The following is a 16,718-nucleotide window of genomic DNA, read 5'->3' as shown; positions in this document are numbered from 1 at the left end:
ACATGGTTAGCCTGAACGATCTGATCGAGGAGCTCGACTGCACCCTGGAGGACTTTTTAGACCAGGTAACACTGGCCATCGACCTTCTTGAGGAAGGCGAACAGGAAGAGGCCGTCGAGGTACTGAAGGGCCTGGAAGAGGATCTCTTTGACTTCCTTGGATACGAAGAGGTGGAAGAAGGAGAGGAAGGGGCGGCAGAAAAGGAAGAGAAAGAGGAAGAGAAGAAGCCCAAGAAGGCTCCGGCCAAGAAAGCGGCAAAGAAGTAAGGCGGTCCTCTTACCGTCCAAACCGTTTCCTCATTTATTCTATCAATTCCTGTCCCTGCATATAGGGCCTGATAACCTTCGGTATGCTGATACGACCCTGGCCATCTTGGTTGTTCTCGATAATGGCGACCATGGTCCTAGGCAAGGCCAACCCTGAGCCGTTCAAGGTGTGCACGAACTCGCTCTTCAGGTGCGGCTCCGGCCGGTACTTGATCCTGGCCCGGCGGGCCTGGAAGTCGGTGAAACAGCTGCAGGAGGAAACCTCAAGCCAGCTGCCGGTACCTGGGGCGTGTGCCTCCAGGTCGTAGGTCTTGGCCGAGGCGAAGCCCATGTCCCCGGTGCACAACAGCAGGGTACGGAAAGGAAGCTCCAATCCTCGCAATACGTCCTGGGCGTCGTTGGTCAGAGATTCCAGTTCTTGGAAAGATCCATCGGGCAGAACGAACTTTACCAGCTCGACCTTGTTGAACTCGTGGACGCGGATCATGCCTTTCTCCCCCACGTGCCTTCCCGCCTCGCGGCGGAATGATGGAAGGTAGGCAGTGTAGAAGATGGGAAGGTCCTCCTTGGCCAGGATATCGTCCTGATGTAGGTTCGTCACCGGCACCTCCGCGGTGGGATTTAGCCAAAGGTCGTCCCGCTCGCACCAGTACATATCGTCCTTCATCTTCGGATATTGTCCCGTGCCGATCACGGCCGATCGGTTGACAACCACTGGCGGAAAAACCTCCGTGTAACCCTGGCGATGATGAAGGTCAAGCATGTAATTGATCAGAGCCCGTTCCATGCGAGCCCCGTCCCCCTTCAAGACGTAGAATCCACTTCCAGCGATCTTGACCCCTCTCTGGAAATCGACGATGTCCAGTTCCTCGCACAGGACGATATGGTCCTTGGTCTGGAAATCGAACTTGCGCTCCTTGCCGCACTCGGACACCACGACATTCTTGTCGGGGTTGTCCCCGATTGGCACCGATCCGTCCGGGATGTTTGGAATAAGCAGTATAGTATCATCCCTCTTCTTTTCCAGATCGGCTATGACGACGTCCAGCTCGCCGATGCGGGTGGCTACTGCCTTCATCTCCTCCACTGCTTTGGCCTTCTCCGGCCCGCTGAGCTTGGAGATGCGCATGGAAGCTTCGTTCCTCTGTTTCCTCAGGCGATTCCCCTCGTCCACGCTGGACCTCCAGGCGGCGTCCATCTCCAAGAACTGGTCCAGAACCTCCTCGCTATAGGTCCGGTTCCTCAGCATGGTCCGTATGGCCTCGGGGTCATTTCTGATGATGTTGACGTCCAACAATTCGGTCACCCAACGACTTTGATGTTATCCTTACCTTCCAGATAGCGTTTTTCGCATAATAGAACAGTGAAACCAACGACCTCTATCAGGATGGAGTGGGACCTCGATGCCAGTTCCTCCGCCACAACCTTCTTGTCCTCTTCCACGCTGGGTAGGAGCCGGACCTTGACCACCTTCCGGCCCTTCAGCTGTTTGACTATCTCATCGATGAGAGCGTTGGTGATCCCTTCCTTCCCAACGTGCACCGTGGGACTTAGCTCATGTCCCACGCGCTTCACGTCCTTCATGGTCCTTTTCGGCATGTTCTCCTCTCCCTTATCTCCCGAAGGTACGGTGTGCGTTTGACCGCATCGCAATCCAGGCAGTGCTCTATCACCTTATGGTCCCTAAGGCGCACCCGGCAATCGAGGCCAGGGACCATGGGGGCCAAGCACTTTGGGCAGTACCGGGCAGAGGCCGGCATGGACACCTTGTTGCGTCCCGAGATGCGCAAGGCCAAGGACATGTAACGTTTGCTCCGTTCCATGTTGCCGCTCAAAGCCTCCTTCTCCGACGCTCTTACCAGGATGTCCATCCGCTTGCGGGCGATGCCCCGCACCTGGTTGTTCGACACCGTCTTCCTGCTCAAATGGTATCTCCTTATAAAAGGCCATAATCACTATTCATTTAATAAGTTACTCCGGGCCCATTTCCCTTCCAGCATCTTGAATGCACTCAAGGAGGACGTTCTTCGGAAGGAATCCGAAACGGGCATAGAAGTCGTGCACGCCCTCGTTACCTACGATGGCCGTCAACACCCTTGTCCTCACTCCCAGCCCGTCCATCCATCTCATGGAACCTTCCATGAGCCGGGTGCCTATCCCCATTCCCCGATGTTCCACGGTGACGAATATGGAATCGGCCTCACCTCTCAAGGACTGGTCTATCGAGGAAACGCAATAGGCGATTACCCGTCCGTCCCCATCCCTCGCCACCTCCACCCTGAGCAGGCCTCCGGACGATTTCTCCAGCAGTTCTTCCTTCCTCTCCTGGAACGTCTTCCTTCCCAAGGTGTCCTTGAAATGCACCGATTTTACCCGATGCATCTGTCGCAGCTACAGCCACAGTGGACCGATCAGGTCGAGCCCCTCCTCCCCCAAGACCTCGTACCGCACTTCCATCTTGATATCGGATACGGAAAGGTATTCAAGGAAGAAGCTTTTTCCTCCTGGTATAGGCAGGATGGGCTCACTGCGCATACATCAGCCTTATATAGGAAAATATGAATGTAGCCATCCCGTCGCATTAATTTATTACAGGTGATATGATATGGCCAGAAAGCCGGCAAGGATGTACAGGAGACTCACAGGACAGGCTTACACCCGCAGGGAGTACATGGGTGGAGTTCCCGCCCTGAGGATCAACACTTTCGACCTGGGGACGACCAACGGCGATTTCCCCATTACCGTCAGCATGAAGGTCAAGGAGACCTGTCAGATCAGGCACACCGCCATGGAGGCCGCTCGTATCGCCGCCAACAGGGAGATGTCCAAGATCCCCGGTAACAACTACCACATCAAGTTCAGGATCTATCCTCACCACGTGCTCAGGGAGAACAAGCTCGCCACCGGTGCCGGTGCCGACCGTATCTCCAGCGGCATGAGGGGCGCCTTCGGTAAGAACGTGGGCACCGCCGCCCGCGTGCACGCCGGACAAGTCATCCTGACCATCAGGGTGCCCGTCGCCGCCTTCAAGAACGCCAAACAGGCGTTGTGGAAGGCTTCGCTCAAGTTGCCCACCCCCTGCTTCATAGAAGTGGAGAAGGGCGCTGAGCTGGTTAAGTAAACCACTTTCCATCAATCCCTTTTATTTTGTTTACCCTGCAAGGATTAATTATTCCGATGGTTTTCTACACTATGATGACCACTTCGACTCCGAAGATCAGTCTCTGCCGTCCGCGTTTCAACAGATTCCGGCAGATACCAGAGACTGAACGGAAGAAGTCGTCAGCATGGTGATGCCCCATGGACATACGGTTGGAAGCAGCGATTGAAGAGATCAAGGCGCACCATGCTGACACGATCGGTCTGCAGATGCCCGAAGGCCTTAAGACCAAGGCCAGGGAGATGGCCGAACGGATAGAGGAGGCTACCGGCAGCCAAGTGGTCATCCTGGGCGATCCTTGCTACGGGGCTTGCGATCTGAGGGCCTATGATGGCCTTGACCTTCTCGTTCATTTCGGACACGCGCCTATTCCAGATCTCAAGCTCAAGATGCCTACGGTGTTCGTGGAGGTGCTTATCGACTTCGACATCCGCCAGACCTTACAGGGATGCTCCGACCGCTTGGCCCGGAGGATCGGGCTCGTAGCCACGGCCCAGCATCTGCACCTTCTGCACGCGGCCGAGGCGGCCCTGCAAGACATGGGTCGCCAGGTCAGTATTGGAAAGGGAGACGCCCGCACCTCCGCGCCTGGACAGGTGTTAGGGTGCAACGTGACCAGCGTGCTCTCCTTGAAGGGGTCGGTGGACCAGTTCATCTTCCTGGGCGGGACGTCAACGACTGGCTGGTGCTGGTGTGCGACACGCCCGGGCAGCTCCGCATGGACACGGCCAAGGGCTGTCTAAGACTTCTTCGCGAACGAGGAAAGAAAGCGAACCTGATCATGCTCAACGAGATCAGGCCAGAGGCCCTCCTCCCCTATCGGGCCGAAGCCGCCGTCAGCACCGCCTGCCCTCGTCTAGCTATCGACGACGGTCCGCACTATCCCCTACCGCTCCTCACGCCCTGGGAGCTGAAGATGGTCATGGGTATGCGGGACATGAGCGATTACCAGTTGGACCAGATATTGGAGGGAGACACCCCCGGCTTGGTTTCATATTAATGGATTATTGATGGATTCCGTGCGGACAGCTTTCAGTAACGAACCGTTACTGTAAGGAGAGATCGAATCCTTCTTGCCAAGAGGTCTTTCCGATTACGAAGGCCAGCTCAAGCCCAAGCATATTTTCCGGTACGAGGACGAGGCTAAGTTCCAGGCCCACCTTGAGCGAAAGATGAAGTGAGGCCGGCCGCCAGTGACCGGTGGGAATGAAGTAAATATATGCGTTGGGGCGAATCACCCCTCAATGCTCGCCCCCGAACAGATACTCCAGAGGGCCAAGGACAACCGGGCCCGGGTGGGGATAGGCGTCGGTGAGGATTCCCGCAAGGTCAAGGACAGCGCGCGCTCGGCCGAGCGTAAAGGTTACGCCGACGTGCTGGTGTTCGAGTCCCCGGAGGAAATGGTCTCAGCCTTGGCCAAGGGAGAGATCGATGCCGCCGTGCGGGGAGACCTCAGCGCCAACAGCACCATGGCCGCGGTGAAGCACCAGTTCTCCCTCGACCATTTGCTGCGAGCGGCGTTGATGCAGCCTAAAGGGGGGCGCATGTTCTTCCTGGCCCCGGTGGGAGTGGACGAGGGTTGGAACGTAGATGAGAGGATGGAATTAATCAGGCTGATGGCCAAGCTGTTCGCCTCGCTCGGTCAGGAGATGAAGGTCGGGGTCCTCTCCGGAGGCCGTACGGGCGACATCGGTCGGAGCCCGGAGGTGGACCGCACCATCCGCGAAGGGATGGAGGTGGAGCGTCTGGGAAAAGAGGAAGGATACTCCGTTGAGCATTGCCAGATACTCATCGAGGACGCCGTGCGCAGCAAGGACCTCATCATCGCCCCGGACGGGATCACCGGAAACATCATCTTCCGGACCATGCATCTGGTCGACGGCTGCGTGTCCATGGGCGCGCCCATACTCAATTTGGACAAGGTCTTCGTGGATACCTCCAGAGCCAAGAAATGCTACACCGACTCCATCGCCTTGGCCTCGGCCCTGGTAGTTAAGGGAAAATGATTATCTGGGAAACGGACAATAGTCAATGGAGGTACAGAGATGAGATTGGAGATCGACGGGGAGTTCGCCGGTATCAGGTTCTCTGCGTGCCATTTCATCGCCGGGCATCAGAAGTGCGGAAGGCTGCACGGCCACACCTACGTCGTCAGCCTCAAGCTGCAGGGGGAAGTGGGCAAGGACGGGATGATGATGGACTTCATCCCGCTGAAGAAGGAGCTCAGGTCCATCGCCGAGGACCTGGACCACCGCGTGCTCATTCCGGCCAATTCCAAGAAGATAACCATCGTCCTGGGGGAGGAGGTCTTCATAAAGGCCGACGGCAAGAAGTACGCCCTGCCCAAGGAGGACGTGGTCATGCTGCCTACGGAGGAGAGCAGTGCCGAGGCCCTTTGCCAGATAATATTAGACAGATTGCTGGACGCAATGGACTTCCCGCTGAACATCAAAGAAGTGGAAGTAGGGGTCCACGAGGAGCTGGGGCAGAGCGCCTGGATAAGCAAGAAGCTGGGGGCCAAGCGATGAAGGCCATCTGCCTCCTTTCCGGAGGCATGGACTCAACGGTGTCGCTGGCCTACGCGCTGCGAGAGGGGTACGAGGTCACCGCCCTGACCATCAACTACGGGCAGCGGCACATCCGGGAGCTGGAAGCAGCCAAGGCCGTCGCCGCTCATTACGGTGTCAAGCACGTGGTCATGAACTTTCCCCTTACGGATTTCAAGAGCGCTCTGACCGACATGTCCATACCCGTACCGGACCGCCACCGGGCCCAGGACATCGGTTACGACATCCCGGACACCTACGTTCCGGCCCGCAACATAATATTCCTAAGCGTGGCCGCAGGTCTGGCCGAGAGCATCGGGGCCAGCAAGGTGTTCATCGGGGCCAACGCCATCGATTACAGCGGATACCCGGACTGCCGGCCGGAGTTCTTCCAGGCCTTCGAGCGGATGATCGAGGTGGGAACCAAGGCCGGCACCTTGGGCCACCCGGTGAGGGTGGAGCATCCCATACTGCGCAAGACCAAGGCCGAGATCGTGCAGATGGGGAAAGAGATGGGCGTGCCGTTCCAGTTGACCTGGAGCTGCTACCGCGGCGGGAAGAAGGCCTGCGGCCGCTGCGACTCCTGCCTGCTCAGATTGAAAGGTTTCAAAGAAGCCGGGATGAAGGACCCCGTGCCCTACGAGGGTTAGGATGCTGGTCAACGAGATCTTCCTGTCCGTTCAGGGCGAGGGTGGGACCATGGGGCTGCCCACGGTCTTCGTTCGCCTGAGCGGATGCAACCTGGACTGCCGTTGGTGCGACACGCGCTACGCCAGCGAGGGCGGGGCGGAGCTGGAGGTCGAGGAGGTGGTGGAGAGCGTGAAAGGATATCGGGTCCGGCACGTCTGCCTGACCGGCGGCGAACCACTGCTGCAGGAAGAGAGCCGCAAGCTGATTCAGAGGCTGCTCGAGGAGGGGAAGCACATCTCCCTCGAGACCAACGGCTCGATCTCCCTGGAAGGCCTGCCGGACCATACGGACCTCCTCATCAGCATGGACTACAAGTGTCCCTCCTCCGGCGAGGAGCGGAAGATGCGGCTGGAGAACCTGGAATTACTGTCTTCCAAGGACCAGCTGAAGTTCGTGGTGGCCGACCAGGACGATCTGGAGAGGGCCGAGGAGGTCCTGCGGAAGCACCGCCCCAAATGCTCCGTCATCTTCACCCCGGTAGACGGGCTCAGCCTCGAACCTGTCGTCAAGTACGTTCTGTCCAAAAGGCTGGAGGTGCGGGTTCTGCCGCAGCTGCACAAGATTATTTGGGGCGACAGGCGTGGGGTGTGATGTGTGTCAACCCTTAGCAATGATTATATAATATGGTCCTAGTTCAGATGCCGTACATACGGGGTATGACGATGAGCATAATTATCGTGGACGGACACGGTCTTTTGCGTGCGTAAGGTAGCTCATTGCTGCGACCCTGGATGTAAGAGGTGGTTATCGTGACCGAACTTCGAACGTCATGCAGTCAGGACTATAACGCCCAAGGCGGGAGTGATGCGGACAAAATATTCACCAGTCATTTCAACCGCTTCGCTTTGGACCCCTCCACCCCGGAGAGGGTCGAGATCCTCGACACCACCCTGCGCGACGGGGAGCAGACGCCCGGTGTGGCCTTATCCATGGACGACAAGGTGCGCATAGCCCAGCTGCTGGACGATCTCGGCGTTGACGTCATAGAGGCGGGCTTCCCCCGTACATCCAAGGGAGAACAGGAGGCCATACGCAAGATATGCTCTCTCGGCCTGAAGGCCAAGGTGTGCGGCCTGGCCCGTTGCTCAAGGGAGGACATCGACTCGGCGGTGGACAGCGGGGTGAACTACGTTCACGTGTTCATCGCCACGTCCGAAGTACACATGAAGAACAAGCTGAATATGACCCGCGAGCAGGTCAAGGCCAGAGCCGTCGACGCGGTGGAGTACGCCCGTTCCCGCGGGGTCATCGTGGAGTTCTCCTGCGAGGACGGCACCCGTACCGAGCTGGACTTCCTTAAGGAGATGCACATCGCCGTGCAGGAGGCCGGGGTGCACAAGATCAACCTGCCGGACACTGTAGGCACCATGTCCCCGGCGGCCATGGAGTACCTGGTCTCCGAGGTCATGAAGGTGACCAAGGTCCCGCTCTCCACGCACTGCCACGACGATTTCGGCCTAGCGGTCGCGAACTCTCTGGCAGCGGTGCGAAAAGGCGCCCGCCAGGTGCACGTATGCGTGAACGGTCTCGGAGAGAGGGCGGGGAACGCCGCCCTCGAGGAGGTCGTCATGGGTCTCCTGGCCTTCATGAACGTACGCACCAACGTGGACACTCGAAAGCTGGGAATGATCTCCAAGACGGTCTCCAGGATGACCGGGATGCCGGTCCCCGGCAACAAAGCGATCGTAGGCAACAACGCTTTCGCCCACGAGTCCGGGATCCACGTGCACGGCGTGCTCAAGGACCCCTCGACCTACGAGGCCTTCAGCCCCGAGCTGGTGGGCATGCAGCGCAACATCGTGATGGGCAAGCACACCGGTGCCCACTCGGTCAAGGAGAAGCTGAGCCAATACGGGATCTGCTTGCCGGATGACATGCTCACCGGCGTGGTGGACAAGATCAAGAGGCTGGCCGAGAGCGGGAAGGGAGTGGACGACGCCGAGTTGGTGGCCCTAGCTATGCACGTGGCCGGCCAGATGGAGAAGGAGAGGCGCCACGTGCAGCTGAAGGAGTTCACCGTGTTCACCGGCATGAACATCACGCCCACCTCGACGGTGGTCATCGACGTCGACGGAAAGATGGTGCGCTCGTCCAACGTGGGCATCGGCCCGGTGGACGCAGCCCTTAACGCCATACGTTCGGCGGTGAGTGAGAACATTTCCCTGGTGGAGTACCGGCTCAACGCCATCACCGGAGGCAGCGACGCCCTGTGCGAAGTGACCGTCAAGCTGAAGATGAACGGCGACCAGAACGTCATGTCGGTGGGCAAGAGCATAGGCTCGGACATCGTCCTGACCAGCGTGGACGCGGCCATGGAGGCCATCGACCGCCTGCTGGCCCGGATCAAACCTTAGGAGCGATCAAATGAAAGCGAATCATCCCAAGACCATTTCGGAGAAGATACTGTCAATGAAGTCCGGGCAGGACGCCGCAGCCGGGGATATCGTTGAAGCGGACGTCGATTACGTCATGGTCAACGACGTCACCGGTCCACTGGCCTTCCAGGAGTTTGAAGCTCTGGGCTGCGAGCCCTTCCGGGACAAGATCGTGCTGGTGCCCGACCACTTCGTGCCCAACAAGGACGTGGCCTCGGCTAAGCAGGCCAAGGAGATGCGCGATTTCGCCAAACGCTGGAACATCACCAACTATTTCGAGGTGGGTCGCGGAGGTGTATGCCATCAGGTCATGCTGGACCACGGCTTTGCTTATCCTGGTGCCCTCGTCGTGGGAGCCGATTCGCATACATGCACCTATGGCGGGGTGAACGCCTTCTCCACCGGCGTCGGCAGCTCGGAGGCGGCGGCGGTCTTCGCCACCGGTCGTCTGTGGTTCAAGGTGCCCGGCTCTATGCAAATAAAGCTCAAGGGAAGGCTGTCCAAGTACGTGGGCGGAAAGGACCTGGTGCTCAAGATCATCAGCGACATCGGGGTGGACGGAGCGACCTACAAGGCCCTGGAGTTCGGGGGGACCGGCGTGGCCGCGCTCACCGTCTCCGACCGTCTGTCCGTATCCAACATGGTCATCGAGGCCGGGGCCAAGGCCGGGGTGTTCCCCTGCGACGCCGCCACGGTCGCCTACATGAAGACGGTGCGCAAGGGCGCGTTCAAGGCCACCAGCCCGGACCACGGGGTGACGTACGAACGTACCCTGGAATACGACCTGTCAGAACTTGAGAGCATGGTGGCCATGCCGCACCTTCCGTCGAACGGAAGGAAGGCCAGCGAGGTGGACGTGGAGATCGACCAGGCGTACCTCGGCTCATGCACCAACGGGCGCATCGAGGACCTGCGCATGGCCGCCGAGGTCATGCGCGGACGGAAGGTCCACCCGAACGTGCGCATGGTGGTCGTGCCCGCTTCCGTCAAGGTGTTCGAGCAAGCCATGGCCGAAGGGCTACTGGCCGAGCTCTCCCGCACCGGAGCCTTCATCTCCGGTCCGACCTGTGGAGCATGCCTGGGAGGGCACATGGGCGTACTCGCTCCTGGAGAGAGATGCATAAGCAGCACCAATCGGAACTTCATCGGTCGCATGGGCCATCGTGATTCCGAGGTGTACCTGGCTGGACCGGCGGTGGTGGCCGCTTCGGCCGTCACCGGCCGCATAACCGACCCGCGCGACCTGGAGGGAGCACCATGAAGAACGTGAAAGGCCAGGTATGGCGGTTCGGGGACCACGTGGACACGGACCAGATCATCCCCGCCGAGCGCCTTACCAGCGACAACAACGACAAGCTGGGCACCTTCGCCTTCGAAAAGGTACGGCCGGAGATGGCCAAGCAGGTGAAGAAGGGCGACCTGATCGTGGCCGGCCGCAACTTCGGCTGCGGGTCCAGCCGAGAGCACGCCCCGCGGGCGCTGCTCCAGGTGGGAATATCGTGCGTGGTGGCAGAGAGCTACGCAAGGATATTCTACCGCAACTGCATTAACACCGGACTGCTGCCAGTGGAGTGCCAGGTGGAGGCTGACGATGGAGACGTTCTCTCCGTGGACTTCGCCAAGGGCGCAATTGTCAACGAAACGAAGGGAAAGGAGTGGAAGTTCGCCCCCTTCCCCCGTTTCGTACAGGACCTGATAGACAAGGGTGGCCTCATGGCCAAGATCAAGGAGGAAAAGAGATGCTCAAGGTAGCGGTACTGCCTGGCGACGGCATTGGCCCGGAAGTGGTGGCCGAAGGGGTAAAGGTTCTGAACGCCCTGTCCGAGAACTACTCGGTCAAGTTCGACTTCCAGAAGTTCGGCATAAACGCCGAGAGGTACCTGCGCACCGGCGAGCTGGTGACCGAAAACGACATGGACCAACTGAGGAAGTTCGACACTATATTCCTGGGTGCCATCGGCGACGACCGCGTGAAGCCCGGCGTATTGGAGAAGGGCATACTGCTGGCGCTGCGCTTCGGCTTCGACCAGTACATCAACCACCGTCCGGCGCCGTTATGGAAACCGTTCGGCCGCCTGAAGAGGGACATGGACTTCAACATCGACGTGTTCCGCGAGAACACCGAGGACTATTATGTGGGTGCGGGAGGTCGCGTCTCCAACGGCAAGGGCGTGCTGGACCTGCGCGTGAAGCGCGAACTGTACGATATGAAGATCCGTTTGGAGGTCAACGCGGACGCTGCTGACGACTACGCCTTCGAGATCGGCATGATGTCCCGCAAGAACATCGAGCGCTTCGCCGACTTTGTCATCGAGAATACCAACGTCATCGGCGAGAAGTACATCACCGTCATCGACAAGGCCAACGTGTGCAGCAACATCTACAGCCTGTGGCGGGAGATCTGGGTTGATAAGTGCCGTCGCGCCGGGATCGAATTAGGCTTCATGTACGTGGACGCCATGACCATGGCCCTGGTCAAGAACCCGGACAAGTTCCGGGTGATCGCCACGCCCAATATGTTCGGGGACATAATCACCGACCTGCTGGCCGAGGTTACCGGCGGGCTCGGACTGGCTCCGGGCGGCAACATTAACCCCCGCGGGATATCCATGTTCGAGCCGGTGCACGGCTCCGCGCCCAAGTACAAGGGCATGGACCGCATCAACCCCGTGGCCACCATACTGGCGGCCAAGATGATGCTGGACAATCTGGGACGGCGCGATCTAGGTCAGGTGGTCTTCGACGGAGTGCGCGCCGCCTTCAACAAGGGCGTGTGCACCCAGGACCTGGGCGGTAAAGCCAAGACGCACGAGATGGGCGACGCGGTCGTAGCGGCCATCCAAGGGTCGAAGTAGACCTAAATCAAAACAAACCATTTCCAGATCTTACTTTAAAGAATGACATAAGCATATCATGGGTCTGGATGGAGCGAGCGCGCATCCAAATTCCATTATGGCCTATGTAGTCAAGGTTTCCCGATGCGGTGATCACTTGGACCTTACAATATCCTCGTAGGTCTCCAAGGTCCGCTTGGCGATCTCATCCCAGGTGAAGGACCTCATCCGCTCACGGGCGGCCTCGCCGAGCTGCCGCCGGCGGTCCGGGTCCGCGTTCAAGGCGTTCATGGCCTGGGCCAAGGCCTTCTCGTCCTGCACTGGCACCAGCACCCCCGCGTCCCCCACGACCTCCGGCAGCCCTCCGGTGTTCGAGGCTATAACCGGTTTCCCATAGGACATGGCCTCCGCCGCCACCATCCCGTAGGCCTCCTTCACCGAGGGGATGACGAACATGCGGCAGGAGGACAGCATCTGCACTTTCTCCTCCTCGCTCACCCTGCCCATGAAATCGATGCGGTCGCTGAGCTTCAGGCGATGACACAGGCGCTCCAGGTTCCTTCGTTCCGGCCCCTCGCCGCAGATCTTCAATTGTCCGTCCACCTCGGCCATGGCCTTGATGAGATATTCCAGCCCCTTCAGGTCCACCAACCTTCCAAGGGAAAGTATGAAGTCGCCGTCGTTCGACGCCGTCTCCGGAAGGTCGACGCCGTTGTATATCGTGACCAGCTTGTCATCGGTGAACCCCCGCGCGGCCACGTCCTTGCGCATGAAGTCCGAGACGCACACCACCCGGTCGAACTTGTCCAGTTTCCGCAGGAATATGCGGTCGTTGACCTCGCTCAGGTAATGGACGAAGCCCAGCCCCTCCCCGATGGTGTTGTGGCAGGTGTAGACCTTTGATGCGGGGCATTCGAGCACCGCCTTGGTCAGCGATCCTGCCCAACGGTAATGCAGGTCGACCAAGTCCGGTCCCAATTCTCGCAAAGCTTCCCTCACGCCGGAGATGCGCACGAACGGGGGGTTATAGATGTCGAAGAAACGGGATGGGAGGCGGATGACGGTGTATCCGTCCATTTCCTCCCGCTCCAAGGTGCCTGGCAGACGACTGGTGAGGACAAAGACCTCATGCTTTTTGTCTAGGCGGCTGCATACGTGGTGCAAACGGTTCTCAATTCCCCCCATAAAGGGGTAGTGGAAGGCGTTCACCTCGACTATGCGCACGATACGACCTCACATGTCCACACGGCAGCTGAGCTCGCTGGGCATGTACATGGGCCGGAAGGGCATGTCGCCAATCTCCCCACGCACGCGAGCGATCAGCTGGTCCATGGTCATCTTCACGTTCTTGTTCTGCGCCCTGTCGTAGACGGTCAGAACGTCCGTTTGCAGCTCCTTGTCGCCGATCACTACGGCGTAGGCTACCCAGTCCTGCTTGGCTTCCCTTACTTTCTTACCGACCGTCTCCGAACGGTCGTCCAGGCCCACGCGGACCTGGGCCTTGCGCACCTTATCGGCCAGTTCCGTGGCCTTTTCCAAATGCGCCTCGGAGACGTTCATGAACCGTACCTGCTCCGGCAGTACCCAGGTGGGCAACGTGCCCAGCTTCCCCTGGGTCTCCATCTGCACCGCGGTGTCGAAGAGCATGTAGAGATAGCGTTCGACGGTCCCGATGACCGCGGAGTGCAGTATCACCGGGCTGACCTTCTTTCCGGTCTCGTCCGTATACGCTATGCCGAAGCGCTGGGCGTTCCCTATGTCGATCTGTACCGTACCGATCTCCCGAGCGCGCTTCATATCGTCCAGGATGTGGTACTCTATGTTGACCGTCCAGTAATAGTTGATGCCCTCTGGGTAGAAGTGCAGCAGGGCCGGCTTGTCGTGCTTGCGCACGATCTCCATGAGCATTTCCTTGTGTTGCTGGTAGGCGTTCCATGATGAGAAGTTGACCAGCATCTCGTAGTCCCGGTCCAGGTTGTTCGCTTCCTTGTAAATCCGCTCGTCCAGGCGGCTGAACCAGTCCTCCGATTGCGGTATGTCGGTGCACACCACGTGCAGGTCCGGCATGTTCATGCGCCTTGTTCGGAAGCACAGCATGGTCTCCCCCGACTGCTCCAGACGGTACGAATCGGCCACTTCGAACGCACCGAAGGGCAGGGTCTTGTAGCTGATGTTCCACAGGCGCATCATGGCGAACTGCTGGTGACAGGCGGCGTAGCGCAGGACGAAATCGTGCTTCTCCCCCTTTATGGTATAGAGGCGGTCACCGAAGAGCTTGGCATGCTCGGCCACCGGCCCCTCGTCCATGCTGAACATGTTCGTGCCACGCACGGTGTATACGGGCAGGCCCATGGAGTTGACGATGCGGGACGAGTAGTCGGCCACCAGGTCGAACATCAAAGCGCCCTTGGGCTGGAAACACATGTGCCCGGCGTCGCTCATGCTCTCCCAATTTATACCGAACTTCTTGCACAAACGGGTGTACTTTACCTCGCCTGTGGAGGGCCAGTCCTTCTTAAGGGCTTCCTTGTTCATCATGATCTGGAAGCATTCCGTTCCGCCTTTGAACTTCAGGGGGTCGACCTCTGTGCCGTCAGGAAGCAGCACGATGAACTTCTCCTCGCCCTTGGGAGCCTCGGCCGTCTCCTCGCCGACGATCTCCCTGGAGAGCTCGGACAATGGATGCCCTTTGCAGCTTATCTTGAAAGCCTTGTACCAACCGAAAGGTGTGCGGTGCACCTGCCAGCCGGACCCGGAGACCAACCTCTCCATCTCCCGCAGCATCTTCTTGCCAGTTTCCGCATCGGAAAGCTCCGGGCTGAGGTGGGCGTAGGGATAGAGCATGATGCGCTCGGCCCCTACCTTCTTGGCCGTCTCCATGATGTCTTTGGATGCCTGAGAGGCCACCGCCTCCAATCGGTCACGGTCGTCCTTCTCCACGGTGATGAAGGCCACCAGGACCTCGTCCATTCGGCCAGTCTTTTCCTGGTCGGTTATGGGCTCGGCCATAGGGGTGGGCTTCTTGACCTCGAACTCCATGAAATCGGCGTGTATGTAAAGCGTCCTCATCTTATCGCCTGATAGGGTGTTTGCAGTAATGGCCAACGCATATAAATAAGCGATTCCGACCCAATATCGTCAGTTGCAACATCTGGACCACGTCATCAATGTAAGCAAGGTTTAAATTCAAAGAAAGGATTTGCCTGAACCGCATGGTTATGAGGTTCAAAAGAATGTCCAGGGACGTCACCGCGGTGAACGTCCTGCTCATAGTTCTGATCGTTATCCTGATGGTCAGCGCCAGCTCAGTGGTCATCCTGGTCTATCAGAGCGGTCAGGCCGAAGAGGACAAAAGCACCATCGTCGAGGTCGGGATGACCATCAACGTCGACTACACTGGCAAGCTGACCGACGGACGGATCTTCGATACCTCTAACTATACCATTGCTAGCAATGACGCTCTGTACCCGAAGAGCCTTTCATTCACCCTAAAAAGCGAGAGCAAGTACGATCCTCTATCCTTCACGGTCGGGGGCGGAACGCTCATCAAGGGCTTTGATAGCGCCGTAGTGGGGATGAGGATAGGCGAGACCAAGACGGTCACCCTTACCCCCGACCAGGCCTACGGAAGTATGGACGAGTCCAAGCTAGTGACCTTCAATCTGACAGAAGAAGTGTCCCTGCTGGTAACCTTAACCTCTTCCGAGTTCGAGGACGAGTACGGCAGCAGCCCCGTCGAGGGAATGACCGTGACCGACCCCTACTACGGTTGGGCGGCCACAGTATTGGAGTTCAACACCGGCGCCGACCGGGTGACGGTTAAGAACGTGCCCACGATGAACGCCGTGTACCGTATCTACGGGGACAGCCCCTCCGGCTGGAACGTTATGGTCACCAACATCGACAGTTCATCCAACGCCATCACTATCAAGCACCAGCTGACCGATTCCGATAACGACTATGTCATGGGCACCGACGACGTGGGCGACTTCATCGTCACCCAGATCGACACCGTCGATGGCACCGCGGTGAAGAACTACAACTCCGAGCTGCTGGGCAAGACCCTGGTGTTCACAATCACCATCGTCTCCATCGACGAGTTAACTTAATGGCGGAACACCCCGCCCCTTCCCATCTATTCTTACTGTCATCCAAGTGGGTTGCTCTATGGCGACCGCCCTCTCGAGCAAATCAGGTTACGATGCTTTTCAAATCTCGGACATAGGAAAGATCAAGGAGCGCCGGCCACGCCGGGACCGTTATTCCCGGCCTTGCGCTTGCGGTAGACCGAGACGACGAAGCTGATGGCTATTATTATCAGGACCATGACCACGGTCACGTCGGTGGCCATCCCCCGTTCGAAGTAGGCCAGGAAATAGCTGCTCATGGTCAGGATGAACCCGTACTTCAGGACGCCTCCCATGACCAGGTAGAGGACCGAACGCTTGTAGTCCCAGTTGCAGATGGCCACGAAAGCCCCGGTGAACGGCAGCAGGGGCGCTACCCGGTTGAGCAAGATCATGCGCTCGTCCGGCCATATCAGGAAGCGACGATAGCGGTCCACGGCGTTGGCTATCTTGGGAGGGACACGTAGTCGGCGTACCACGAGGTATAAAGTGGTCAACCCGGCCACCTCGGCCAAGGCGATCACGGCGACGAAAAGGGCCCAAAGCGTTTCATCAGGGAGCGAGCCATATCCGGCCACGAAAAATAGGACCACGAACAGCTCAGGTAGGGTGGGGAAGACTATGGCGTCTATGTAGAAGAGCAGAAAGACGCATATGAGCACACCTAGCAGACCCAGGGGCGAGAGCGTGTTGTAGAATATCTCGCCTACAGAGAACATC

19 protein-coding genes and 1 pseudogene are annotated in these 16,718 nt (G+C 58.6%); 12 read left to right on the top strand and 8 right to left on the bottom strand.

All coding sequences use genetic code 11. The annotated features are described in order from the left end of the window. The first annotated feature begins 2 nt into the window (after positions 1-2). On the top strand, positions 3-266 hold the full coding sequence (locus NT131_05325) for a hypothetical protein (protein ID MCX6651061.1): 264 nt from the start codon (positions 3-5) through the stop codon (positions 264-266). A 34-nt stretch (positions 267-300) separates the two neighbouring features. Here NT131_05325 and serS read toward each other — a convergent pair whose 3' ends face one another. Genes serS through NT131_05300 form a run of 5 tightly spaced genes read right to left on the bottom strand, consistent with a single transcriptional unit; the run spans position 301 to position 2,801 of the window. Next, a complete protein-coding gene (gene serS / locus NT131_05320; GenBank protein MCX6651060.1) occupies positions 301-1,572 on the bottom strand; it encodes a serine--tRNA ligase in 1,272 nt (423 codons plus the stop codon). Next, entirely contained in the window at positions 1,569-1,865 is a 297-nt protein-coding gene (locus NT131_05315; GenBank protein MCX6651059.1) for a YhbY family RNA-binding protein, read from the bottom strand. The genes serS and NT131_05315 overlap by 4 nt, the downstream gene beginning before the upstream one ends. Further along, entirely contained in the window at positions 1,847-2,191 is a 345-nt protein-coding gene (locus NT131_05310; GenBank protein MCX6651058.1) for a ribonuclease P protein component 4, read from the bottom strand. The genes NT131_05315 and NT131_05310 overlap by 19 nt, the downstream gene beginning before the upstream one ends. A gap of 46 nt (positions 2,192-2,237) precedes the next feature. Continuing rightward, complete coding sequence (locus NT131_05305; protein MCX6651057.1) at positions 2,238-2,630, bottom strand: GNAT family N-acetyltransferase; 393 nt, start codon at positions 2,628-2,630, stop codon at positions 2,238-2,240. Between the two features lie 27 nt (positions 2,631-2,657). Continuing rightward, entirely contained in the window at positions 2,658-2,801 is a 144-nt protein-coding gene (locus NT131_05300; GenBank protein ID MCX6651056.1) for a hypothetical protein, read from the bottom strand. Positions 2,802-2,871: 70 nt separating this feature from the next. Between NT131_05300 and NT131_05295 the strand changes: the two genes are divergently transcribed. The 10 genes and pseudogenes from NT131_05295 to NT131_05250 all read left to right on the top strand — a co-directional run bounded on the left by NT131_05295 (position 2,872) and on the right by NT131_05250 (position 11,892). Beyond that, positions 2,872-3,387, top strand: a complete 516-nt coding sequence (locus tag NT131_05295) for a 50S ribosomal protein L16 (GenBank protein ID MCX6651055.1) — start codon at positions 2,872-2,874, stop codon at positions 3,385-3,387. A 179-nt stretch (positions 3,388-3,566) separates the two neighbouring features. Next, a pseudogene (locus NT131_05290) lies at positions 3,567-4,426 on the top strand (diphthamide synthesis protein). Between the two features lie 244 nt (positions 4,427-4,670). Next, on the top strand, positions 4,671-5,432 hold the full coding sequence (gene mtxX / locus NT131_05285) for a methanogenesis marker protein Mmp4/MtxX (GenBank protein ID MCX6651054.1): 762 nt from the start codon (positions 4,671-4,673) through the stop codon (positions 5,430-5,432). 39 nt (positions 5,433-5,471) lie between these two features. Further along, positions 5,472-5,954, top strand: a complete 483-nt coding sequence (locus NT131_05280; protein MCX6651053.1) for a 6-carboxytetrahydropterin synthase — start codon at positions 5,472-5,474, stop codon at positions 5,952-5,954. Then, the gene (queC, locus tag NT131_05275; GenBank protein ID MCX6651052.1) at positions 5,951-6,622 is read left to right on the top strand and encodes a 7-cyano-7-deazaguanine synthase QueC; all 672 of its coding nucleotides are present in this window, start codon (positions 5,951-5,953) and stop codon (positions 6,620-6,622) included. Before NT131_05280 ends, queC begins: the two co-directional genes overlap by 4 nt. A 1-nt stretch (position 6,623) precedes the next feature. Beyond that, entirely contained in the window at positions 6,624-7,253 is a 630-nt protein-coding gene (locus NT131_05270) for a radical SAM protein (protein MCX6651051.1), read from the top strand. Between the two features lie 158 nt (positions 7,254-7,411). After that, positions 7,412-9,016, top strand: a complete 1,605-nt coding sequence (locus NT131_05265) for a 2-isopropylmalate synthase (GenBank protein MCX6651050.1) — start codon at positions 7,412-7,414, stop codon at positions 9,014-9,016. A gap of 10 nt (positions 9,017-9,026) precedes the next feature. Continuing rightward, on the top strand, positions 9,027-10,298 hold the full coding sequence (locus NT131_05260; GenBank protein ID MCX6651049.1) for a 3-isopropylmalate dehydratase large subunit: 1,272 nt from the start codon (positions 9,027-9,029) through the stop codon (positions 10,296-10,298). Further along, complete coding sequence (locus tag NT131_05255) at positions 10,295-10,789, top strand: 3-isopropylmalate dehydratase small subunit (protein MCX6651048.1); 495 nt, start codon at positions 10,295-10,297, stop codon at positions 10,787-10,789. The genes NT131_05260 and NT131_05255 overlap by 4 nt, the downstream gene beginning before the upstream one ends. Further along, on the top strand, positions 10,777-11,892 hold the full coding sequence (locus NT131_05250; protein ID MCX6651047.1) for an isocitrate/isopropylmalate family dehydrogenase: 1,116 nt from the start codon (positions 10,777-10,779) through the stop codon (positions 11,890-11,892). The genes NT131_05255 and NT131_05250 overlap by 13 nt, the downstream gene beginning before the upstream one ends. A 132-nt stretch (positions 11,893-12,024) precedes the next feature. On the opposite strand, the gene NT131_05245 is transcribed toward NT131_05250, so the two are convergent. Further along, complete coding sequence (locus NT131_05245; protein ID MCX6651046.1) at positions 12,025-13,095, bottom strand: glycosyltransferase family 4 protein; 1,071 nt, start codon at positions 13,093-13,095, stop codon at positions 12,025-12,027. A 9-nt stretch (positions 13,096-13,104) separates the two neighbouring features. Beyond that, positions 13,105-14,940 carry a threonine--tRNA ligase gene (locus NT131_05240; GenBank protein MCX6651045.1) on the bottom strand — a complete coding sequence of 612 codons (1,836 nt, stop codon included), beginning with the start codon at positions 14,938-14,940 and terminating at the stop codon, positions 13,105-13,107. A 149-nt stretch (positions 14,941-15,089) separates the two neighbouring features. Between NT131_05240 and NT131_05235 the strand changes: the two genes are divergently transcribed. After that, positions 15,090-15,980, top strand: coding sequence for an FKBP-type peptidyl-prolyl cis-trans isomerase (locus NT131_05235; protein ID MCX6651044.1), 891 nt, complete (start codon positions 15,090-15,092; stop codon positions 15,978-15,980). Between the two features lie 122 nt (positions 15,981-16,102). Here NT131_05235 and NT131_05230 read toward each other — a convergent pair whose 3' ends face one another. Further along, a complete protein-coding gene (locus NT131_05230) occupies positions 16,103-16,717 on the bottom strand; it encodes a hypothetical protein (GenBank protein ID MCX6651043.1) in 615 nt (204 codons plus the stop codon). Position 16,718: the final 1 nt, after the last annotated feature.

It is taken from the genome of Methanomassiliicoccales archaeon, from assembly GCA_026394395.1.
Lineage (GTDB): Archaea > Thermoplasmatota > Thermoplasmata > Methanomassiliicoccales > UBA472 > UBA472.
This window is presented reverse-complemented; position numbering and strand designations above follow the sequence as displayed.